Below are 23,829 nucleotides of genomic sequence, written 5' to 3'. Positions count from 1 at the left end.
TGGTAAGCTGAAATTGTATATCCCCACAGGGAATAAGGAGGTCGTAACGATGACAGTAAAAATAAAGGTATATTCCGATTATGTATGTCCATTTTGTCTACTCGCGGAAAAACCGTTACTAGACGCAATCCAAGGAAAAGACGTGGAAGTTGAATGGATGCCGTTTGAGTTGCGTCCGTATCCAAATGAAACCTTAAAGCCCGAGGGTCATTATTTGCAGAATACATGGAAACAGGGCGTCTATCCGATGGCTGAACGGTTGGGCGTTCATATCGTCCTTCCAAAAGTATCCCCTCAACCATATACGCACTTGGCATTCGAAGGTTATCAATATGCCAAGGAAAAAGGCAAAGGCATTGAATACAATGATCGGATGCTCCGGGCTTTCTTCCAGGAAGAACAAGACATTGGCAAAATCGACGTGTTGACCCGGTTAGCCGGTGAACTCGGATTAGATGAAAAAGAATACCGCGAAGCATTAGAAACGAGAAAATACAAAGAAGTCCATCAAGAAGCACTTCGACACGCATACGAAGAAGTAAATATCACTTCGGTGCCAACTTTTGTCATTGGCAACACGAAGTTTGCAGGCATTCATTCCAAGGAAACACTTGAACAAATCATCGATCAGGAGATCCGCAAACAAACGCCCGACTTCCCCGAAGGTATGGCGTGCGGTATTGATGGCTGTTAACTTCGGTGCCTGTGCACCACACATTTATGACAATTCAATAAAAGTTATATAAATACAGAAAGAAGCCGATCGAACGTTTATTTGATCGGCTTCTTTCTGTATTTTATGCAATTGTAGTGTATAATCTGAAAAGTGTTATGCACAGGCACCGAAGGGCTTTATTCTATATTTACGAACCTATTTAGAGCACGTCTCAATTCAAAAACGGTTGAATCCTCCAAATTGATTATGTCTCATGTGATCGAATTGGTTAAAATTATGACCTGCTGGGAAAAAGTTTACCGGCTGGACCATATGGTGGTGGTGTCCCATGTTGTGGTGTCCCATGTGGTGATGCCCCATATGGTGTCCTGCATGATGAGACATGTGATGAACGTGGTGGTGATGGTGAACATGCCGGTGCTCATGTCGATGCTGTTCATGCCCGTGACGGAATTCCTCTTGATTTCTCATTTTACTACCCCCTTTTCAACTTCCCTTTAGGTTATGCGGAAGTAATGAAGGAACCTAGACTATCCCCTATGCTTACATAGAGTCTTTCCAATATCTTCAGGCTTTCTTTTCGATGCCTGTGAACCAAACATTTATGACAATTCAATAAAAGTTATATACATGCCAGAAAGAATCCGACCAAGTATTGATTTGGTAGGATTCTTCATTTACTTTATGCAGTTATAGTGTATTATCCGAATAGTGTGCTATACAGGCACCCAAACATGCGAATTGAGTGCAAGTCTGATTTCAACACTTGAATCCTCCAAAATTCTTCATGTGACCGCAGTGGCATCCGTGATGACTTTCAGGGAAAAAATTTATAGGTTGAACCATTTGGTGATGACCTTCAGGGTAGAAATTTATAGGTTGAACCATTTGGTGATAACCTACCGGAAATAAATTTAAACGTTGAACCATCTCGTTATGATCTTCAAGGAACAAGTTTACATTTTGAATCATTTGTGGGTGTCCCATATCGCGGTGTTCCATAATGTGGTGTCCCATATGGTGCCCTGTTGGATGGCCTACATGTTGAACGTGCGGAATGTGATGGTGATGAATATGCTCATGGTGATGCTCGTGGCGACGCTCGTGGCGGTGCTCGTGGCGATGCTCATGCCGATGCTCCTGCCGATGCTCGTGGCGATGCTCCTGCCGATGCTCCTGCCGATGCTCATGCCGATGCTCATGCCGATGCTCGTGCCGATGCTCGTGGCGACGCTCTTGCCCGCTATCTGTATTTCTCATATTTACCCCCCCTTTTCAAAGACTCCTAGTAGATTATGCTAGGCAAATAAAACTATATAGACGATAACCCATGTTTACATATAATGAATAGCCTCCCAAAAAACCAGTCTTCCCTTTGTCCTTCTCGGTGCCTGTGCACCACACATTTATGACAATTCAACGAAATTTATAATAATGCAGAAAGAAGCCGACCAAATGTTGATATGGTCGGCTTCTTCATTTATTTTATGCAATTGTAGTGTATTATCCGAATTGTTCGCTGCACAGGCACCCAAACAATTCCCAAACAATTCACTCGCCTATCATTTCATGGCTCAGTGCTTTTAAATCACTGCCCGTCGGATTTTGAAACACGCGGAGTCCAAATTCACCTGCAACGGCAAAAAGATGATCGAAAATATCAGCTTGTACAGTTTCATAGACGGTCCATTTAACACTATTCGCAAAGGCGTAAATTTCAATTGGCAGTCCATGCTCCCCCGGTGCCAGTTGCCGCACCATCAATGTCTTTTCCTGATGGATGCCTGGATGGCGTCGAAGGTATTCATTAATGTATGCCCGGAAGACCCCGATATTCGTCATGGCCCTTCCGTTCACATGATTATTCCGATCAATCTTGTTTGAAACATTGTACTCCTCAATCTCTCGTTCCCGTTCAACAATATACTCCGAGAGATAATGAATCTGTTTATACTGCTCAATCATGTCCTTCGTGCAAAACTGGATACTGGACATATCGATATACAACGCACGCTTGATTCGCCTGCCGCCGGATTCCTGCATTCCGCGCCAGTTAATGAAATGATCCGAAATGAGCGCATAGCTCGGAATCATCGTCACCGTCTGATCGAAGTTCCGCACCGCCACCGTATTCAAGGAAATATCGATGATATCCCCGTTTGCGCCATAATTCGGCACTTCAATCCAATCACCCATTCGAACCATTTCGGTTGCCGACAACTGGATTCCCGCCACTAATCCTAATAAGGAATCCTTAAAAACCAACATAAACACTGCAGAAAGAGCACCAATCCCACTCAGTAGGATAATCGGACTTTCCCCCATCAGATTGGCAGTCACCAAAATGGCACCAACAACTACAACAGTAATTTTAGCAACTTGCACGTATCCCTTGATCGGCTTCGTTTTTGCTATCTCATACGTCTGATAAATATCATTGAACACGCTTAATAGTCGATTGATAACACTAAAAGCAACAATCATAATATACGTCAGCGCCAACGTTTCGATGATCTTTTGATACGTCGGAAAAGTTGCAGCGAAATAATAAATGATGAGTGCAGGCACAAAATGGGATAATCTGCGAAGCACTTTCCGTTCCAACAGAATACTGCCCCACTGGATTTTATGCTTTTTCACAATATGAGCGATGAATCGGATAATCAAATGTTTCGTAATGAAATTCGCGATGATGCAAAGGAGCGTGATGACAGCAACCAGGATGACAAAGGACAGCGGGTCAACCAAGGTTTCATCCACTCCGTAACCTAATAGCCGATTACGAATAAAATTCATTTGTCTCCTCCACTTTGCATAGTCTGCTTCCCATTATACCAGAATCAAGAGGTCTCCTCTTTCTTCAGCCTTCTACTCATACAGGAACCAATACGATTTATTGGAATATGATACAATCGAGAAAATACCAACAAATGAGGTAAATGATATGTGCCGAAACATTAAAACACTGTTTAATTTTTGCCCTCCGGCTACTATGGATGAAATTCATTCCGCTTCGCTCCAGTATGTGCGGAAGGTTTCTGGTTACAGCAAGCCATCGAAGGCAAACGAGGATGCGATTAATCTAGCTGTTGAGGAAGTCGTGATCGCTACACAAAAATTACTCAACACATTGGTAACGAATGCCGAACCTCGTAATCGGGAAATTGAAGCTGAACGGGCACGGGCCCGTAATGCAAATAGATTTGGATTGGAAAATCAGGAGTAGGAACTACGGAAAATGAAGATCAACTAATTCCAAGGGGGAATTCGATGTCTATGAAAAAAATACATATCCAGATTGTTTCATTGTTATGCCTAGTTTTATTAGGCGCATGCACAAACGATTCTGCTCCTATCAAAGAGACCCAGCCTAAGACCGAGCAGCCACAAAAGCAGAAGGATGATTATAAAGCGGCAGTGGAAAAGAAAAACGCTGAACTCGAAATGGAACCTTTAGAATTGACAGCCTATAGCGAAGAAGTTGGTGCTACCTTACTTGAACCGGCCCACACAAACTTCGCAGTGGATGAAATCGTCACAGTTGAGGGTACGGTTGAAAATCACGACCAATTACAAGAAGACTATGTATGGATCAAAATCAGGTTTTCTGGAGAAGCGCTTTCCACTGACTCGATGGAATACTATGCACCTATCCAGGATGGGAAATTCAAACAGGACGTAAGGTTGTTTAATGGAGAGGGAGAATACCAAGTTACTGTGATGCTCCCGAGTACGAAACAGAAAAATTATTACTATGACCTTGCAAAATTCACTGTCTTCAACGTCAACCCTGCGATCCAGAGGGACCTAACATACACCCCCTTTGCCCAGGAAGCTGGATTGACAATTGAGGCACCGGCTAGCGGATATGTGAATGAAAACGAGATGTTCACACTCAAAGGGGAAATCCCTTCCATTAAAGGACCAAACGAACAAGTGATGCTAGAACTCAAAAAAGACGGAGAAACATGGAAGCATGTGATAACTGTTAAAAACGGCAAATTCGCGTATGATGTCCCTTTATTTTATGGAAAAGGCGTCCATCAACTAAAAGTCTACGTACCTGACGAGGAGAGAAACAATTATTTTCAAGAGGGAACGATTCTCTATATCGACAATGAATCCGACCTTGTCACTGAACCAATCAAGTACATGACGACATATGAGGAACGAGGCGTTAATCTCACCTATCCAACGGCCGGCGGCGAAGAAACCAATTTAACGTATCGCATTAAAGGCAATATCGACAAAGACGCCCCATTTGCAAAAGAGACGACACATCTATATATTACGACGAAAAAAGATGGAGACGAGGCGCTATCCGTCATACCTGTCGATAATTATAAATTCGACGATGAGTTCTATTTGCGCTTCGGACCGGGAACCTATGACGTTACCGTTAGTGTTCCGAAAATAAAAGAGAAAAACAGTGCAAAGTTTTATTATTATGATGTAGCCAAATTCACAGTAAAAAGTACAGCTACGGAGGATCAACGTGATCGATTGCCATCACGGGGAGTTCAATCCGATGCCCCTGAAATCATTGCGATTGTGAAAGAACTCATAACTGAAGATATGTCAGATCGCGAGAAAGCGAAAGCCATCTATGAATTTACGGCTAAGTCAATTGCCTATGACGTACAAAAACAGAAAAACAGCGAGTTTGAATGGGATGATAGCGCGTTAAAAGTGCTGAAGCTTGAAAAAGGAATCTGCCAGGACTACACGTATCTCGCCCTCGCCTTGCTCCGCGCGTCCGGCATGGAAGCAAGATATATAGCAGGAACGGCCGGAGCGGGCTTCAACTGGTCCCGCCACGCCTGGGTCGAAGTCAAAGTCGACGGCGAATGGCTCACAATGGACCCAACATGGGGCGCAGGCCACATCGCCAATGGTGAATTCGTACCGAACTACACAGAAGACTATTTCGAGCCGAATGAAGAAGCCTTCAAGACACATTCCCGGCATGGCGTCCAGTATTAATGGGAGGTGCCTGTGCAGCACACATTTATGACAATTCAACAATCGTTATATAAATGCAAAAAGAAGCTGATCAAATCCTTATTTGATCAGCTTCTTCGTTTTACTTTATGCAATTGTAGTGCATTATCTGAATTGTGCGCTGCACAGGCACCCACACAATTCCCACACAATTCAGCCTGTGTATTGGATCAGTTGAGCGATGACTAATGTGACAACTCCAATTGCTGAAAACACAAGGAATAGCGGCATATAGAAACGAATCCATTTTTGCCACGATACGCCGGCAATTACAAGTGCAGCCATAAAGTAACCCGATGTCGGGAAGAGTATATGGGCAAAGCCGTCTCCGAACTGGAATGCCAGTACGGCTGTCTGTCTTGTTACGCCGAGCATATCTGATAGCGGCCCCATGATCGGCATCGTGACTAATGCCTGTCCACTTCCGGACGGGATAATAAAATTAATGGTCAACTGGACCAGATACATCCCTACTGCACCGAGAACAGACGGCATCTCACCCACCATTGAACCGAGGCTGTAAACGATCGTATCCATAATTTGTCCGTCTTCAAGCACAACAGCGACAGACCGGGCAAGGCCAATAATAATCGCTCCCATAAGCACATCTCGGAATCCTTCCGTGAAAGCATTGGAAATCTGGGTAGCATTCAGTCCGGCAATTAAACCGACAGCAATCCCCATAAAGATAAATAAACCTGCCATCTCTACCATGAACCAGCCGTGCTGAAGCACCCCATATACTAGGAATCCAAGGAAGAGGAGCGCAGCAATGGAAGCATATTTTTGTCTAGTGTTCATGCTCTTCGCTTCAATTTTATCTTTCTGCTTGTATAGTTCCCTTTTCTCTTGGTCATCTTCATACACATAACTGTGCAAAGGATCTTTTTGCACCTTTTTTGCATAACGCATGATGAAGAAAATTCCCACCGATATACAAACAATAAACAGAGCTAAACGCAGCGGCAACCCTGAAAACACCGGGATCCCCACAATCTTTTGCGATAATCCTACGTTAATCGGATTCAATACTCCCGTAGTGAACCCTACTACCGTACCGACAAGAGCAATCGACGCAGCCACTATGGAATCATACCCCAATGCAATAATTAACGGCATGATCACAGGAATGTAAACGAGCGATAGTTCCGGAGTTCCGATCAATGTTGCCCCGATCGCAAAGACAGTCGTTAAAATCGGTATGAGCAGAATACTGTTTTTTGCAAAACGGTTGGCCAGCCTGTCCACGACCACTTCAATAATTCCCGTCGTTTTCAGAACCGCAAACATACCACCGATAATAAATGTGAAAAAGACAATTTCACCGGCATCAATCAGTCCCCTCGGAATAACAGTAAGGAAATCGGCTATGCCAATTGGTGCAGCATCAACTTCTGTAAATGAGTTCGGGTCAATCGCTGTTCTTCCGTCGGGACCAGGCACACGGTCAAACTGACCTGCAGGAATAAAGTACGTCGAAATGGCTGCGAGAGCACTGAATGTAAATAAAATGACATAAATATGAGGAAGTTGAAACTTCTTTTTATTACTATTTTCCTTTGACATATTGAAACCTCCAATTCTATGTTTTGTTATATAGACTATTAATCAATTACTAGTATTGCTCAGCCTCATTATACAAGCTTCTTACGTAAGAGTCGTTAGACCTTGTAGCCAATAAAATGTAATTGCATTGTTAAAGTGAACCAACAAAAAAAACCGATTTGTCAACAGTGCACAAACACTTGTGCATGAATTCCACAAAATTACGTTAATTTATCCGATATGCAATTTTAAGTATAAAAAAAGACCCCGTCAGATTATAGAAATTCGAAAGAGTCAGCGTCTCACACTGCCGTACACCGACAAATAATTTTCGTAACGAAAAGCATGGAAATTAGCCTGTTTTTGTGTTTTCGGCACAAAAATTGCATGTATTTACTGTGCAGTACGCACTTAAAATACAGCGTTAAGGAGTGTTTGTCGTATGGACTTGTTATCTACTAAACAAACTGTTGCAGAGAATTACCATGGTGTGCTTGTTGAAGATCCTTATCGATGGCTAGAGGATATGAAAGCCAGTTCCACGCAAGAGTGGATTTCACAACAAAGTGCACAGACCAGACAGTATGTCGACTCGATTGCCGAGAGGGAGGGTATCAAGGAGAAGCTTAAGGAAGAATGGAATTATGAGAAATATTTCGCACCTCAGAAGAACGGCGACTTTTATTACTTCCATAAGAATGACGGGTTACAAAATCAGCCCGTTTACTATCGAATGAAGGACTTCACCACTTCCTCTCCGGAGGTAGTCATCGATCCCAATCTTCTAAATCCGAACGGGACAACCGCCATCACTAACGTTACATTCAATAAAAATGGAAACTTAATGGCCTACGCCCTATCCGAAAACGGCAGTGATTGGCAAGAGATCCATGTCAAGAATGTAGAAACGGGTGAAGAGTATCCTGAAACGATCAACTGGTGTAAATTCAGTACGATCGCTTGGTTGGAAGACAGTTCTGGATTTTATTATAGCCGCTTTCCTGAACCAGGAACGGTCTCATCGGAAGACGAAAGCAATTATAATAAACTCTATTTGCATATCTTGAATACCCCTCAGTCGGACGACGTTTTGATTCATGAGCGTCCTGATGATAAGGAATTATCTTTCAGCGCGACGTTAGGTGACGATTATCGCTACCTGATCCTTCAATCATGGAAAGGAACCGAAAATAAAAGCCGGCTCTATTACCGCTCAATTGACAGTAATGAGGATTTCATCCCAGTAGCTCCAAATGGGGATGCTTACTATTCGTTTTTAGGCAATAAAGAGAACATCTTTTACGTATATACGAACAAGAATGCACCTAATGGAAAAATAATTGCAATCGATATTCAGCAACCTGAAGAAGAGAATTGGAAAGATATTGTTCCTGAGCAACAAGAAGTCATGTATTTCACAAAAATCATGGAGGATTATTTTGTTTTATCCTTCATGCAGCATGCACGTCATCACCTATCATTGTTCAAACTTGACGGGGCCTTTGTAAAAACGATTGCATTGCCCGATATGATTACAATCACGGATGTTTCTATCAATAAAAAACAACAGGAGATTTTTATAGGGTACACCTCTTATTTGAATCCGACAACCATAGTCCGATATGATGTCGCTTCCGATCGTCTAGAAACAGTATTTGCTTCTGAAAAGGGACTCGACCATACTCTCTATGAAACGAAACAAGTTTTTTACACTTCAACAGATGGAACCCAGGTCCCTATGTTCATCACACATAAAAAAGGGCTTGAATTAAACGGGAAAAATCCTGTTTTGCTGTACGGCTATGGCGGTTTCAATATTAGCATGACACCTTCCTACTCTGCTTCGAATGCCATGTTCATAAAAGAGGGTGGCGTCTATGTTGTAGCGAATATTAGAGGCGGAGGAGAATATGGTGAAGCGTGGCACCAAGCCGGCACCTTTGAAAGGAAACAACAAGTATTCGATGACTTTATTGCCGCTGCGGAGTGGCTCGTAAGCAATAACTATACTTCCCCTTCTCTGCTGGCTATTATGGGCGGAAGTAACGGCGGCTTATTGGTTGCTGCATGTATGAACCAGCAGCCCGACTTGTTCGGTGCTGTCATTTGCCAAGTGCCCGTCACGGATATGCTCCGTTATCAGAAATTCACTGTCGGGAGATTCTGGACGTCGGAATTTGGAAATGCAGAAGAAAATGAAGAGGATTTCAAAAACATCTATGCATACTCTCCACTTCACAACGTCTCACCGGGCACATCCTACCCGGCAACGTTGGTCACTACTGCAGATACAGATGACCGTGTAGTTCCCTTACACGCAATGAAATACACTGCAACATTACAAGAAGCCCAAGGCGGTGACGCACCGGTCCTTATACGGATTGAAAAAGACGCCGGCCATGGCTTAGGAAAACCGATTGCTAAGATCATCGAGGAACATACCGATATATACTCCTTCCTTTTCAAGAACTTGAATATGATGTAAGTTCATATACTGCAAATAAGTAGAGGGCGTGGTTAGATGATAACCACACCCTCTTTTCCATTAATCATTAATCTTCGGATCAAAAGCATCGCGTAATCCATCTCCGACAAAGTTAAATGCCAACACAGTTATCAGGATCATAAACCCTGGGAACAGCGGATACCACCAGGCTCCTAGCATAACTTGGGGATTTTGAGCACTTTGCAACATGTTGCCCCAACTAGGAATAGGCGGTTGAATGCCAAGCCCGAGATAACTGAGGGCAGCTTCCGCTAGTATTACCCCTCCAATACCGAGAGTCGCCGAAACGATGATGGGTCCCATTGCATTCGAAAGGATATGTGAAAAGATGATACGGGAATTCCGAATGCCCAGCGTCCTTGCGGCCAATACAAATTCTGCCGAACGAAGGGATAAGAATTCCCCTCGTACCAAACGGGCTGTCCCCGTCCAGCCAAAGATGGCGAATACGGCGATTAACGTCATTAAACTTGGCTCAAAAATCGTGACCAGTGTAATTAATAAAAACAATGACGGGAATGAAATAACAGCATCAACAAACCGCATCAATACTGCATCCAACTTGCCTCCGTAATAACCCGCCACCGCACCGATCACTGTTCCTATGAAAATCGAACCTGCAACAGATGCGAAGCCGACTAACAAAGAGACACGTGCACCATACAATAAGCGACTCAATGTGTCACGCCCTAAATTATCGGCACCTAAGATGTATTTATCACCAGGTGGACTCAACTTATCTAGCAATACCTGTTTACTTGGATCCTGTGGGGCTAACCAGGGAGCAAATAGTGCAGACCCAATAATAATGAATAATAAAATTGCGCCGATTACCGCCAATTTATTGCTCATATATTTTCGTAGCATCACTCTCCATATAGAATCGTGCGGCTGTAATTGATGATCTTCTAGTAGGGTGGGTCGGTTTGTAAACTCTACTTGATTTGGAAGTGTCATTTCTTTCTCTCCCTTAATATTCAATTCTCGGATCAAAGACAGCATAGAGGATGTCAGCAAGTAAATTTCCAACGACAACTAATGTAGCTGCGATGACCACTACTGCCATGATGACAGGATAATCACGTTGGAATGCAGCCTCTACAAACAGCAATCCAATACCTGGCCAAGCAAATATGCTTTCGATAATGACAGAGCCTCCGATAAATGATGGCAACATTAACCCCAAAATTGTGATGATCGGGATTAAGCCATTTCGAAAACCATGTTTAAAAATAACAGTACTATTTTTAAATCCATTTGCCTTCGCTGTTCGGATATAATCCTGACGAAGTACATCAAGCATACTTGAGCGAGAATATCGGGTTAACCCTGCCATGTCAGCTGTTGCAAGAACAAGAGCTGGCAAAATCAAATGATGTATCCGATCCCAAATGCTGAATGGTTCTCCAAGGGTGGAAACACCGCCAGTCGGAAACCAACCAAGATTCACCGAAAAAACCATAATTAATACGAGCCCAATCCAAAAATTCGGTGTGGCGATACCAAGGAAGGAAACAAATGTAATTGAATAGTCAGTCAGTGAATTTCTCTTTGTAGCCGAGATCACACCTAAAGGGATAGAAATAAGAAAAGCTATGAAAGACGAAACTAGCATTAACAATAATGTATTGGGCAGCCTAGCCGTTATTAAGTCACTGATAGGTACTCCTTGGCGTATGAGTGATTCACCAAAATTCCCTTGGACCATATTCCCTAACCATCGGACATACTGCACAAGCACATTATCATTTAAGCCATACGCTTCTTGGTAGGCTACTAAGTTCTCTTTTTTAATCATTGGATCCATCATCAGAGCAGTCGGATCCCCTGGCGCCATTTTCATCATTCCAAATGATATGATGGTTATCAAAAATAGCAGGGGTATCGCATATAATATCCGTCTTACTATATATGAAGCCATATCCCTTAGACTCCTTTCTGAGCGCCATTTTTATTTACGAACATGGCACACTTACCCAACAAGACGAACATCTCCTCATTTTGGGAGATGTTCGTTTTTCAAATCAATCAGTCAGTCGAAGTACCATTCATGAATTTTGTAATACGTGTTAGCTGCATTGAATTCCGGACCATGAAGAGTAGGCGATTTTGCAAGACTTCCTTGGACGTAATACAGGAATGTATTCGGTTGCTCTTCTGCAACAATTGCATCTGCCTCTGCAATAATACGCTTCCGCTCTTCGAGATCTGAGATCTGTGTGTTTTTGGATAGTAACTCATCCACTCGAGCATTCGAAAAACCATTGTAGTTCAATCCGTTTTCAATTTCTGATGTGTGCCAGAACCATGTCGGGTCCGGATCACTGCCAATCGACCATCCTGCAACAATGGCATCAAAATTCCATAATGGCGGGCTCGTCTGTTCAACGTAAGCACTCCACTCCAGCAATTCAATGGATACCTTAACGCCGATTTCACTCCATTGTTGTTGGACAACTTCCGCTATCTGTTGACGTATTTCGTTAGCTGAAGTGGTTTTCAATACGAACTCGAATTTCTTTCCATCTTTCTCTAGAACACCATCCGCTCCAGGTGTCCATCCTGCTTCTTCAAGCTTTTTCTTTGCTAACTCCGGATTGTATTCAAACTCTGGCATGTCAGGGTTGAACGCCCAGTTTGCCGGGCTTCCCGGTCCATGCGCGACAGTTCCTGCACCATCCAAAATAGCTTGGACAATTGCATCTTTATCAATCGCGTGCGTCAACGCTTGACGAACTTCTTTGTCTTTAAATAAGTCATTTCTAAGATTATAGCCAATGTATTCGAAAGCATTGGAATCGCCTGTACTTACTTCAACCTTACCTTGTTCTTCTAATTTCTTCGCAGTTTCAATATACTGCGGCGAAATGCCTGCTAAGTTAATATCTCCGACTTGTAACTGAGCCATCAATGTATTCGTATCCGGAACAATCTTATAAATGATCGATTCCAATTTTGGCTTTCCTTTAAAATAATCTTCGAAAGCATCCAATTGGATATATTCCCCTTCTTTCCATTCAGTGAATTTGAATGGGCCTGTTCCGATAGGCTCTTTCGTATTGAATGCTTGCTTACCAAGATCCGCGATCGGCACATCTCCGAGTATATGTTCCGGCAGGATTTCAAATTGTGCAGTGATGGTAATGAAAGGTGCGTATGGCTCTGAAAGTATGATTTCCACAGTATAGTCATCTACTTTGTTGACTTCTTCAATGATTTCAAATGGCAGACCACGTGGCCCAATATAATCTTCGTGCAGTGGAATGTTATAAGAGAATACAACATCATCTGCGGTAAAATCTTCTCCGTCATGCCATTTCACATTTTCCCTTAATTTAAATGTCCACGTTAATCCATCATCGGAGAACTCCCAACTCTCGGCTAGGTCCCCTTCTGGATTAAAATCTGTATCCACGGTTACCAGTCCACTGAAAATAAACCCTTCAATTGTCGAACTGGATGTATCGGTCGAATAATAAGGATTGAATAGTGTAGGAGCAGCTGTCGTTCCTAATAAAAGCCTTCCCCCAGACTTTGCTTCCTCTTTCTTATCCCCTTGATTCTTTTCAACTTCATTGGCCGTTCCATCAGAACAGGCTGCAATAATTAGCGTCATTATCAATACAACTGCCAGTAAGAAACGTTTTTTCATCTTCTTTTTCTCCCCCTAAATGTAGTAACTGCCGGATAAAACAAGTCGGAACATCACCCCTTTCGAAAAACCTTTTCAGTCATACAAGTGACAGGCTACAAAATGTCCGGGTTTAACTTCCTTGAGAGTCGGAATAGCCACTTTGCAATGTTCCATCCTGACTGGACATCTCGTATGAAAGACACAACCGGATGGCTGATTGATTGAACTCGGTATATCCCCCTTTAAAACGATTCTTTCACGCGTCTGTGCACCCTTTGAACGGATAGAAGGAACCGCGGAGAGAAGTGCCTTCGTATATGGATGCAGCGGCTCGACGTATAGCTCAGCCTTGTCTGCAAGTTCTACAAGTTTCCCTAAATACATAACTCCCACCCGGTCAGCAATATGTCGTACGACACTTAGGTCATGGGAAATAAAGATATACGTCAAGTCAAATTGCTCCTGCAAATCCTCCAATAAGTTAATGATTTGAGCCTGAATCGATACGTCCAGAGCAGAAACCGCTTCATCCGCAATGATTAGATCAGGATTTAGGACAAGCGCACGTGCAATGCCTATTCTTTGGCGTTGGCCGCCTGAGAATTCATGAGGATAGTGGTTCATTGAAGATGAGTGTAAGCCGACTACATTGAGTAACTCTTTAATCCTCTCATCCCGTTCTCTCTGATTGCCATGTAGATTATGGGCTCTCAAAGGCTCATTTAACGTATTGCCAAGTGACTTTCTAGGATTCAGGGAAGCATAGGGATCTTGGAAGACCATTTGAATTTTTCTCCTGATCAGCGGCCTCAATTCTTTTTCGGACATCGCCGTTATATCATTTCCATTAAAAATGATGCTCCCCTCAGTCGGTTCATTAAGTCTGATCAGAGACCTGCCCATTGTCGATTTTCCGCAACCGGATTCCCCGACAATGCCCAATGTCTCCCCTCTTTTCACATGAAAACTTATATCGTCAACAGCCTTTACGTATCCTGTCGTTCGCTGCATAATTCCTGCCTTCACCGGGAAGTGCACCTTCAGATTCTTCACTTTCAAGATGGGTTCGACAGGTATTTTATTTGCACTTTCGGTTTGCTCCATCGGTTGGAGTAATTGTGTAGAATTCATACATTTGCCTCCTCGTCATCGTACAAAAAACATCGGACAGCTCGTGAATCATCCATTAGCAAAAGATCAGGCTCCTCTATCCAACACCGGTCAAATGCATGGCTGCATCTAGCTGCAAATTTACACCCTTGTATGATCGAACCGGGTGCCGGAACATTGCCTTCAATGGACTGAAGCCTTTTAATTTCACCCTCTATGGAAGGTACGGAGTTTATCAGACCGATCGTATAAGGGTGGAGCGGGTCATCAAATAGATCTTCGATCGTTGCGATTTCTACAATTTGACCTGCATACATCACGACAACTCTTTCAGCAAGTTCGGAGACCACGCCGAGATCATGGGTAATCAATAAAATTGATGTAGAAAATCTCTTACTTAATTCCTTCATCAGTTCTAGCACCTGAGCTTGAATCGTAACGTCCAATGCTGTTGTCGGTTCATCAGCAATTAGCAACTTCGGATTACAGGACATCGCCATTGCAATCATTACACGTTGCCTCATACCGCCAGATAGTCGATGCGGGTAATTTTTCATCATTTTAGTAGGGTCGGAGAAACCAACTAGCTCTAACATCTCAATTGCTCTCAAATTCGCCTCTTTTTTACTGAGTTTTAGATGGTGGATAATGACGCTTGTCAATTGATCCCCAATCGTCAGTACAGGATTCAAGGAAGTCATTGGTTCTTGGAATATCATTGCGATGTCTTTTCCACGGACTCCATACATCTCCTTTTCAGTTAAGTCCAGTAGATTAACGCCATCTAAAATGATTTCCCCCTCGACTATTTTTCCGCCTGGAGAAGGTACGAGCCCCATAATTGACAAGGAGGTCATACTTTTACCGCAACCTGACTCCCCTACTAAAGCGATTGTTTCTCCTTTCCCAATTTGAAAATCTATACCATCCACCGCTCGGATTATCCGTTTATTTTTGACAAAGTGTGTACGTAAGTTTTTTATTTCCAATAAATTCGACATAGTGCCCACCTCTACTCATTTATCTTCAGTAAACCGGCCAAGCATCGAAATCTAATGCCTATCTATTTGTTCTATCCATTCAAAATTTCGACCAAGTCAGCAATCTATATATGCAAGTTGTGTGCCAACCCAAATTATTCAATTATCAGTATTTAATATTGGTAGTTCAGTGTTGCGAACTGTAAAAATATTTTAAATACATATTCACTGTAAAATTTCTTTTACAGTGATTATGTGACAAGGTGAATTACCTATGTTTTTAATCGTGTATCAATAAGTTCAACATGCCTAGTGTCTAATTATTTTGAATATACATAGTAACCCCATCGGGCATACCCGGCCGAATGCGGTTTATCTTATAAAACTACCAACTCTTTCGTAGACGGTGATAACACTTCACAGCCTTCTTCTGTAATGAGCAGCATATCCTCGACACGCGCTCCCCCGATTCCTTTAAGGTAAACACCAGGCTCGATGGTGACGACCATATTCGGCAATAGGATTTTCTCGGAGTCCACCGAAAAAAGTGGTTTTTCATGGACTTCCAATCCGATGCCGTGGCCAGTGCCTGTCCCGGAAAGTTTATTGAAACCTGTTTCAATAAGAATGTCTCTCATATATTTGTCGACTTCTTGGTCTGTCCATCCTGCCTTCAAGTTGCTTGCACAGTTATTGAAAGAGCGAAGGACTGCTTGGTACACTTCATTCAGCTGAGCGTTCGGTTCCCCTAATGACACGACGCGGGAAATATCGGACCAGTAGCCGTTATAGTTTGCCCCAAAGTCAATTGTGATCATGTCACCCTTTTCCAGGACCTTATCGCTTGCACGCCCATGCGGGAGAGAGGATCTACATCCGGATGCGACAATTGGGCTGAATGTCGAAGTAACTCCACCGTTCCTTTTAATGAAATTTTCGATTTCCCCCGCGACCTCCAACTCCGTCAGGCCCGGTCGGATGACATTCAATACATGTACAAAAGCGGCGTCCGCAATTTTTGACGAAACCCGGATATGCTCGATTTCCTCAGGTGACTTTACCATGCGCACGTTTTCCACCAAATCATACGTAGGGATTAATTCAGCATCCGTGAGCCCATCCAATTTTGCATGGCTTCCGAAGTTGAGATGCTGTTGCTCGAACCCAAGTAGCTTGATGCCCATATCCTTCACTTGTTTTGCCACTTCATCATAAATCTTATGTTTATGCCCTGTATGCTCCTCGTGTAATACGACTCCCATATCTGTCTGCTTTGACGCCTGTTCAAAATAACGGTAATCTGTTATACATCTCGCATCATTTGCAGTAATGAGGACAACGCCATTACTCCCTGTAAAACCGGATATATATCTACGGTTCCAATCCCCATTAATCATCATTCCGTCAATTTGCAGTTCATCCATTTGTTTTCGAAGCTTTTCTAGTCGTCTTTTCACTCTCATTCCTCCCTTGATATACCTGCCTATCCTACTCACCAATACAATAGATAATGCAAGTATCATGCCAAATCAACCGAACTGTCAGTATTATCGAAATACAATACTATTTTTATTGCATATTTAAGAAATCCGGCATGCATCTTGCATAGAGATGTAGGATTAGTAATATAAATCTAGGAGGAATCCGTTGTGAGTACTATTTACAGTGTTAGACGTAAACATTTGAAAAATTATTTGACGGAACAACAGGTCGATGTGGTAATGATTACTGACCCAGCCAATGTTTTTTATTACACCGGTTTCAACTCAGATCCCCATGAACGGTTCATGTCCTTGCTGATTGATACCAAAAACGACGAATCCTACCTCTTCGTTCCTGCTTTAGACAAAGAAGCGGCCGCTCAAGCCTCCGATATTGAAATAACAATTCCAATTTGGGATGACCAGATTCCATTTGAAGTAGTAAAAAACACAATCGGCTCTATTTCCCAGACTGTGGGCATTGAAGGAAAGGCCTTCAGTTACTTCCGTTACAACAGTTTGCTTGAAGTGTATCCTCATATCGAAGTTGTCGATGTACAACCTTTCATCAATACACAACGCAAGAAAAAGTCAAAGGAAGAAGTTGTTCAGTTAAAGAAAGCGATTGAAATAATTGAAAAAGTTTTGGAAGAAGGCATCAAAAAGATCGAAATTGGCATGAATGAGGCGGAATTGACGGCGGAACTCGAATTCCTTATGCGGAAATTCGGTGCGGATGGGCCTTCTTTCTCTACAATCGTACTGACAGGCGAAAAAGCGGCTTTGCCACACGGGTCACCTGGGGAACGTAAACTACAAAAAGGGGATTATCTTTTAATCGATTTCGGCGTCATAAAGGATGGCTATTGCTCTGACATTACAAGAACATTTATCATCGGTGAGGCATCAGAGCGGCAAAAGGAAATCTACGATATCGTCCTTCAATCCAATGAAGCGGGCATTAACGCGGTACGGGCGGGAGTACCGTTGAAGACTTTCGATATTGCTGCAAGAAATGTCATTAAAGAGCATGGATATGGGGCGTATTTCAATAACCGCGTGGGGCACGGACTAGGCATTGAAGTACATGAAGAGCCTTCCATCCACCACAACAATGAGGAACTTGCAGAGCGCGGGCTTGTGTTCACAATTGAGCCTGGCATTTATATGCCCGAAGATGGCGGCGTTCGCATAGAGGATATTGTTTATATCAATGAGGAGGGGAATGTGGAAGTATTAACTTCCTTTCCAAAACAACTACAAATTCTCTAATCAATATACTGCTATGTAAAGGGGATGGGCAGTTTAAAATATTTTTCCTTCCAAACGCACTATGTTTTATAAAACTATTCAATCTTTCTATTATTTTTCACTTTTCTTTATGTTATACTAATTACATGATGAAAGCGCTCACATTAGTTCAACGTTTAAAAGAAGGGGGAGTAATTATGGAGCTTGTTCTTCAACAGCGACAAGAGCTTAATTTACTAATGACGATGGAACTAAGGCAAGCCATTGAACTTTTACAATACTCAACTCATGAGCTTGAACATTATATTAGACAACAGGAATTGGAAAACCCACTCATTGAACTGAAAGAAAAAGAGGATCGCAGCGAATATGAGGAAAAAGTAAACCAACGTTCATTTTCCAGCTCCTCTGGGATGCCGACAGAGGTAATTCGGAGCAATAGTAGAAACATGCGCGATGAATTATACGAACATGCCAAGTTCATGTATAAGGATAAATATACTCAAAAATTATTACGTTACCTCATCTATAATCTTGATGACAATGGCTATTTACCCGACTTGATTGCCGATACAGACAATCCATCGGAATTCAATGAAGAGCAGATTGAAGAAGGAATTCATCTTCTTCAATATTTAGGGCCGATCGGTATAGGAGCACGGAGCTTGAGGGAATGTCTTCTACTTCAGATTTCCTATCTTCATCCTGAAAAAGGAAAAGCTTCGGAATTAGTGCAACATCATCTGGACCTTGTCGCCAATCGGAAATGGAATGAGATTGCTTCCAAGATGAGGATCACGATGGCCGAATTGAAAGAGCTGCACGATTTCATACTATCGCTTAATCCACGGCCTTGTACTTTGAATTGCGATCATCCAACGGAGTTCATGACACCGGATATTATCGTCGAATTGAAAGATTGCGAGTTCGTTTTTCACTTGAATGACGCTTATTTGCCCAAGATCCAACTGAACAAGGCATATTCACATTTCCTCCATTCGAAAAATGATGTATCAAAATATATGCAGCTACAACATAAAAACTATCAATGGCTGTTAACGAGCATCGAGCAACGGCGCAATACGATTATTAAAATCGTATCGGTCCTTCTAGAAAAACAGAAGAATTTCTTTGAGAGCGGCTTATCCTCATTGATGCCTTTAACATTGAAAGAAGTAGCCGATGAAATCGGAATGCATGAATCGACTGTTAGCCGGGCGACAGCGAATAAAGTGATCCAAACACCACACGGTACATATGAACTGCGTACTCTATTCAACTCCAAAATAGATACATCGGATGGCGATAGCATTTCTCAAACAAAAGTAAAGACACTTTTAGAGGAGTACATCGCCTCAGAGGATAAATTCAAACCATATTCCGACCAAAAAATAGCGGATTACTTCACTACAAAACAAGGAATTACCATTTCTAGACGAACCATTAGTAAGTACCGTGAAGAATTACGGATCCCCTCCTCCAGTAAACGGAAGGAAATACGAGTTTAGCCCAAGCCAAAATCTACTTATTATTTGAAAGAGACCGCCGACCAGTGGGTGTTCAACTGGTGCAGCGATCTCTTTTTCTATATTACAGGGGTAGGTTTTTCGACTTTATTTCGCGTGTTGCATATAAGAATCGGATTCGCGGATATTTGGGGGAATATCCGCGTTTTATGTTATTCGATTTTCGATGGGGAAACGGAATTCGATTATTGCTTGATGTTCACGAACACACTTTTCACTTCCGTGTAGTTCGCCAATCCGTATTCGCCGCCCATTTCGCGGCCGATACCTGATTGCTTGTAGCCACCGAATGGCATTGTCTCCCATTCCAGGCCGAAGTCATTCACCCAGACAGTTCCCGCTTGGAGTTTGCCTGCGATGTAGTGGCCTTTCTTGATATTCTCCGTCCAGACACTTGCAGCCAGTCCGTAGTCGCTGTCGTTTGCACGTTTGATGACTTCCTCGACGGTGTCGAAGACAAAGATGGAAAGGACAGGTCCAAAGATCTCCTCGCGTGCGATTGTCATGTGATCTTCAACATCCGCAAAGACGGTTGGTTGTACGTAGAAGCCTTTTTCATGCGCTCTTTCTCCGCCCGCGACAAGGCGCGCACCTTCCGCTTTCCCTTGTTCGATGTATCCAAGGACTGTCTGCTGTTGTTTTGCAGATACGAGTGGCCCCATTTCTGTCGCCGGGTCCAAGCCAGGTCCTACTTTCAACGCTTTCGCTTTTTCTGCAAGCTCTTCTACGAATTGATTGTAGAGGCCACGCTGAACGAATACACGTGTACATGCACTACAGTTTTGCCCGTGGTTGTACATTGTACCCGCAAATGCGCCTTCAATCGCATCTTCGACGTTCGCATCTTCGAGTACGATTGCCGGTGATTTACCGCCAAGCTCGAGTGTAACACCTTTCATTTGTTCCGCCGCTTTTTTCATCACTTCTTTACCGACAGCTGTTGAACCTGTGAAGGCCACTTTGTTGATGTCTTTATGCGTAATGATGGCTTCTCCTGCAACGCGTCCAGCACCTGGGACTACGTTGACAACACCATCCGGGAAGCCTGCTTCTTTGAACAGTTTTGCCGCATAAAGAAGGGAAAGCGGTGTTTCACTTGCCGGTTTGATTACGACTGTACACCCGACCGCAAGTGCAGCTCCTAGTTTCCATGCCGCCATCGCGAGCGGGAAGTTCCAAGGAATGATTTGCCCAACAACACCTACTGGCTCATGGACGATATAGTTTAAGTAATCCGGGGACACTTGCACCGTCTGGCCTGTGATTTTTGTTGCCCAGCCTGCGTAGTAACGGAAATGTTGAATCGTTCCATCCACATCATCCGCAAGTGCAGTTTCATACGGTTTACCATTATCGAGTGATTCGAGTTGTGCAAGCTCCTCCCGGTTTGCCTCCAGTAGATCAGCAAATTTATAGATGAGGTGGGAACGTGTCGCTGCATCCATCTTCGTCCATTCACCTTCATCGAACGCCTCACGAGCTGCCGCAACGGCAAATTCAACGTCCTCTGCTTGCGCCTCGCTTACTTTTGCGATAACTTCCTCCGTTGCCGGATCAACTACATCAAATGTCTTCCCGCTTTTCGCCTCAACGTATTCCCCGTTAATGTAAAGGCCTTTTACACCTTCAAGGAACGCTTTGACTTTTGGTTTTAAATCATAATTGATCGCTTGCATAATGATTCTCCCTTCCTATTAGTTATAAGTACGTTTAAGTACACCTAAATCCGCCATCAATTCTTTTAATTTGGCATCCTCATCTTCATTTAGTGGTAGACGTGGTAGACGGCAAGGACCACCCGCGCAGCCTTTCAATTCCATTGCACGTTTTGTGATTTGAACGTATTTTCCAGAACCTTCTAGGTACTCGCAAAGCGGAAGCAATTTGTCATATAGTTTCCAGGCTTCGTCTAATTCGCCAGCTTTTACATGGTTGTACATCGAAGTCACTAGACCGGGTACAATGTTACCCGATACGGAGATCCAGCCCGTGGCACCGACCAGGAATGATTCTATCGCAAGGTCCTCGGAACCACAGAACACGTTGATGAAGCCCTCGCCTTGGCGTGCGATGTCGCGCGCTTTGCCGATGCCTCCGCTCGATTCTTTGATGTGCGTGATGTTCTCGACATCGCGGCCTACGCGTAAAATTGTTTCCGTACTAATGTCTACGCCGGACGTAAATGGGTTGTTGTAGATCATGATTGGAAATTTGACCGATTCTGCAACCGCTTTGAAGTGCTCGTAGATTTCTTCCTCTTTTGGATGTGCATAGTATGAATTGATCAATAGCGCTGCATCTGCGCCCGCTTTTTCCGCTTGTTGTGTATATTCGATTGCATCTGCGGTCGTTTCAGCTGCTGTACCGACAACCAACGGGATACGTCCGTTCACTTGTTCTACCGCCACCTCAACCGCTTTGAAACGTTCTTCTTTTGTCAAACTGACGAATTCGCCCGTGCTTCCGTTGATTGCAATCCCTGCAACACCTTCTTCGATAAAATGCTCGATATTGTTGCGGAACCCGTCCCAATCGATATCTTGTTGATTCAACATCGGTGTTACAAGTACTGGAAATACACCTTCTAATTTAACCATCTGTAATTCCTCCAATTATATTTATGATTTAATTAATATCTTTTCATCTTCAATTACTACACTGTTATTCATTTTCCTATCAGGCAGCGGTTGCTTATTGTACCAAATGAATTTACCTGTAAAGCCGTAAATTAGGGAGATGATGACTACTAGGAAGTTGAACCATAAGAATGGCAAGTAGCTCATTGTGGAAACACCGAGTGCTGCGGCCATGAACACTCCACCATCTGACCAAGGAACCATCGGGGTCGTCACTGTTCCACCTGCTTCAGAGTTTCTTGAAAGCACACGGCGATCTATATTCAAGCGGTCATAGTTTTCACCGGTGATCTTAGTTGCTGTTATAAGCGACACATACGCTCCACCGAAAGCATTTCCGAGTATTCCGGCAAGGAGGGTCGCAGTGGTTGTCTTCCCTGGGTTGTTAGCCCATTTCGCCAAGTAGTCACCAAGCGCATGTAACACACCAATCCGTTCCATTAAACCGCCAACACCAAGCGCAAAGATGATCAATGCGATGACATCAAGCATGAAAACGATTCCGCCACGATTTAATAATTTATCGATGAATTGAACTCCAGACTCAATGGAGTTTCCTGCGTACATAATATTGAACGCTTCCAAGAATGTTGCGCCTTGGAATAAGAACGCCCAGATTGTACCCAAAAATGCACCAAATAGAATAACCGGGATGGCTGGCATCTTAAATGCCAATAAGAGGATGACAATCAGTGCCGGGATGAGCATATACCAACCGATATGGAAATACTCCTCCAAAGAACCCATCGTTGATGTTGCAGCACTCAAGTCACCTGAACCACTGTAGAAGAATCCTGCAGTCAAGAACAGCACAGCCGCGATCAACCAGGCCGGAAAACTGACAGTCAACATCGATTTAATATGTTCAATCAAATCTACCTTCGAAAGAGAAGCTGTCATGACAGTCGTATCGGATAATGGAGAAAGCTTATCCCCTACATAGCAACCGGAAATTACTGCACCTGCAACTAGTGGCAGTGGGAAGCCAAAGCTTGCTCCAATCGCCATCATTGCAATCCCCGCAGTTCCTGCAGATCCGAAAGAAGTACCCGTCACAATGGACGTTACCGTACAAATGATAAAAGCTGCCATTAAAAAGATGTTCGGTTCAATTACGGACAAGCCGTAATATATGATGGATGGCACAACTCCGCCAGCAATCCACGTCCCAATCAAGGCGCCTACCGATAATAGAACAAGGACCGCTTCCAGACCATCTGTCACGCCCTTCAATAACCCATCCTGCATTTCCTTATATCTGTAACCAATCTTCAAACCTACTAACATAATCATGAACCATGTAGTCAGTAATGCCAGGTGAATTGAAATTCCAAACACGACTATAAATGTAACCATGATGACACCGAAACTAATTAACACAAATAGAACTTCTGCTAATTTCGGTAATCTCTTCTCCATTTCCATCGTCACTCCCCCTTTATTTGTACCGCGAATAGATCCTCTCCATTTGGACAAGCCAATC

The 23,829-nt window shown here is 43.2% G+C and carries 19 protein-coding genes; 7 read left to right on the top strand and 12 right to left on the bottom strand.

Features of this window, described 5'->3' with window-relative positions; translation table 11 throughout:
* Positions 1 to 49 precede the first annotated feature (49 nt).
* Positions 50 to 694: a DsbA family oxidoreductase gene (locus tag M3193_RS13045; protein WP_251628416.1), complete on the top strand. Its 645-nt coding sequence runs from the start codon at positions 50 to 52 to the stop codon at positions 692 to 694.
* A gap of 198 nt (positions 695 to 892) precedes the next feature.
* Here the strand turns inward: M3193_RS13045 and M3193_RS13040 are convergent, their stop codons facing one another.
* The gene (locus M3193_RS13040; RefSeq protein ID WP_251628414.1) at positions 893 to 1,147 is read right to left on the bottom strand and encodes a hypothetical protein; all 255 of its coding nucleotides are present in this window, start codon (positions 1,145 to 1,147) and stop codon (positions 893 to 895) included.
* Between the two features lie 570 nt (positions 1,148 to 1,717).
* Here M3193_RS13040 and M3193_RS13035 point away from each other — a divergent pair.
* Positions 1,718 to 1,978, top strand: a complete 261-nt coding sequence (locus tag M3193_RS13035; protein ID WP_251628413.1) for a hypothetical protein — start codon at positions 1,718 to 1,720, stop codon at positions 1,976 to 1,978.
* Between the two features lie 249 nt (positions 1,979 to 2,227).
* Here the strand turns inward: M3193_RS13035 and M3193_RS13030 are convergent, their stop codons facing one another.
* Positions 2,228 to 3,472 (bottom strand): mechanosensitive ion channel family protein, encoded by a 1,245-nt coding sequence (locus tag M3193_RS13030; protein ID WP_251628411.1) that lies wholly within the window; start codon positions 3,470 to 3,472, stop codon positions 2,228 to 2,230.
* Between the two features lie 148 nt (positions 3,473 to 3,620).
* On the opposite strand from M3193_RS13030, the gene M3193_RS13025 reads away from it, so the two are divergent.
* Positions 3,621 to 3,902: a DUF2277 domain-containing protein gene (locus tag M3193_RS13025; RefSeq protein ID WP_251628943.1), complete on the top strand. Its 282-nt coding sequence runs from the start codon at positions 3,621 to 3,623 to the stop codon at positions 3,900 to 3,902.
* 44 nt (positions 3,903 to 3,946) lie between these two features.
* Positions 3,947 to 5,659 carry a transglutaminase domain-containing protein gene (locus tag M3193_RS13020; RefSeq protein ID WP_251628409.1) on the top strand — a complete coding sequence of 571 codons (1,713 nt, stop codon included), beginning with the start codon at positions 3,947 to 3,949 and terminating at the stop codon, positions 5,657 to 5,659.
* Between the two features lie 171 nt (positions 5,660 to 5,830).
* Here the strand turns inward: M3193_RS13020 and M3193_RS13015 are convergent, their stop codons facing one another.
* Positions 5,831 to 7,243, bottom strand: a complete 1,413-nt coding sequence (locus M3193_RS13015) for a YfcC family protein (RefSeq protein ID WP_251628407.1) — start codon at positions 7,241 to 7,243, stop codon at positions 5,831 to 5,833.
* Positions 7,244 to 7,664: 421 nt separating this feature from the next.
* On the opposite strand from M3193_RS13015, the gene M3193_RS13010 reads away from it, so the two are divergent.
* Positions 7,665 to 9,707, top strand: coding sequence for a prolyl oligopeptidase family serine peptidase (locus tag M3193_RS13010; protein ID WP_251628405.1), 2,043 nt, complete (start codon positions 7,665 to 7,667; stop codon positions 9,705 to 9,707).
* Between the two features lie 60 nt (positions 9,708 to 9,767).
* Here the strand turns inward: M3193_RS13010 and opp4C are convergent, their stop codons facing one another.
* From opp4C to M3193_RS12980, 6 genes are all read right to left on the bottom strand, one after another.
* Positions 9,768 to 10,685: an oligopeptide ABC transporter permease gene (gene opp4C, locus M3193_RS13005; RefSeq protein ID WP_251628403.1), complete on the bottom strand. Its 918-nt coding sequence runs from the start codon at positions 10,683 to 10,685 to the stop codon at positions 9,768 to 9,770.
* 13 nt (positions 10,686 to 10,698) lie between these two features.
* On the bottom strand, positions 10,699 to 11,649 hold the full coding sequence (locus M3193_RS13000; RefSeq protein WP_251628401.1) for an ABC transporter permease: 951 nt from the start codon (positions 11,647 to 11,649) through the stop codon (positions 10,699 to 10,701).
* Positions 11,650 to 11,760: 111 nt separating this feature from the next.
* Positions 11,761 to 13,380 carry a peptide-binding protein gene (locus M3193_RS12995; RefSeq protein WP_251628391.1) on the bottom strand — a complete coding sequence of 540 codons (1,620 nt, stop codon included), beginning with the start codon at positions 13,378 to 13,380 and terminating at the stop codon, positions 11,761 to 11,763.
* A 75-nt stretch (positions 13,381 to 13,455) separates the two neighbouring features.
* Complete coding sequence (locus tag M3193_RS12990) at positions 13,456 to 14,466, bottom strand: ABC transporter ATP-binding protein (protein ID WP_251628941.1); 1,011 nt, start codon at positions 14,464 to 14,466, stop codon at positions 13,456 to 13,458.
* Between the two features lie 23 nt (positions 14,467 to 14,489).
* Entirely contained in the window at positions 14,490 to 15,473 is a 984-nt protein-coding gene (locus M3193_RS12985) for an ABC transporter ATP-binding protein (protein ID WP_251628389.1), read from the bottom strand.
* Between the two features lie 356 nt (positions 15,474 to 15,829).
* A complete protein-coding gene (locus M3193_RS12980; protein ID WP_251628387.1) occupies positions 15,830 to 16,909 on the bottom strand; it encodes a M24 family metallopeptidase in 1,080 nt (359 codons plus the stop codon).
* 192 nt (positions 16,910 to 17,101) lie between these two features.
* On the opposite strand from M3193_RS12980, the gene M3193_RS12975 reads away from it, so the two are divergent.
* Together M3193_RS12975 and rpoN are read left to right on the top strand one after the other, a co-directional pair.
* Positions 17,102 to 18,205 carry a M24 family metallopeptidase gene (locus M3193_RS12975; RefSeq protein WP_251628385.1) on the top strand — a complete coding sequence of 368 codons (1,104 nt, stop codon included), beginning with the start codon at positions 17,102 to 17,104 and terminating at the stop codon, positions 18,203 to 18,205.
* A gap of 176 nt (positions 18,206 to 18,381) precedes the next feature.
* The gene (gene rpoN, locus M3193_RS12970; protein WP_251628383.1) at positions 18,382 to 19,692 is read left to right on the top strand and encodes an RNA polymerase factor sigma-54; all 1,311 of its coding nucleotides are present in this window, start codon (positions 18,382 to 18,384) and stop codon (positions 19,690 to 19,692) included.
* Positions 19,693 to 19,895: 203 nt separating this feature from the next.
* Here the strand turns inward: rpoN and M3193_RS12965 are convergent, their stop codons facing one another.
* The 3 genes from M3193_RS12965 to nhaC are packed head-to-tail and all read right to left on the bottom strand — an operon-like array spanning position 19,896 to position 23,771.
* A complete protein-coding gene (locus tag M3193_RS12965; RefSeq protein ID WP_251628381.1) occupies positions 19,896 to 21,386 on the bottom strand; it encodes an aldehyde dehydrogenase family protein in 1,491 nt (496 codons plus the stop codon).
* Positions 21,387 to 21,404: 18 nt separating this feature from the next.
* Positions 21,405 to 22,307, bottom strand: coding sequence for a 4-hydroxy-tetrahydrodipicolinate synthase (dapA, locus tag M3193_RS12960; protein ID WP_251628379.1), 903 nt, complete (start codon positions 22,305 to 22,307; stop codon positions 21,405 to 21,407).
* A gap of 21 nt (positions 22,308 to 22,328) precedes the next feature.
* The gene (gene nhaC, locus M3193_RS12955; RefSeq protein ID WP_251628378.1) at positions 22,329 to 23,771 is read right to left on the bottom strand and encodes a Na+/H+ antiporter NhaC; all 1,443 of its coding nucleotides are present in this window, start codon (positions 23,769 to 23,771) and stop codon (positions 22,329 to 22,331) included.
* Positions 23,772 to 23,829: the final 58 nt, after the last annotated feature.

The sequence above is a fragment of the Sporosarcina luteola genome, from assembly GCF_023715585.1.
Classification (GTDB): domain Bacteria; phylum Bacillota; class Bacilli; order Bacillales_A; family Planococcaceae; genus Sporosarcina; species Sporosarcina luteola_D.
The sequence above is the reverse complement of the archived record's forward strand: the minus strand, read 5'-3'. Positions and strand labels throughout refer to the sequence as shown.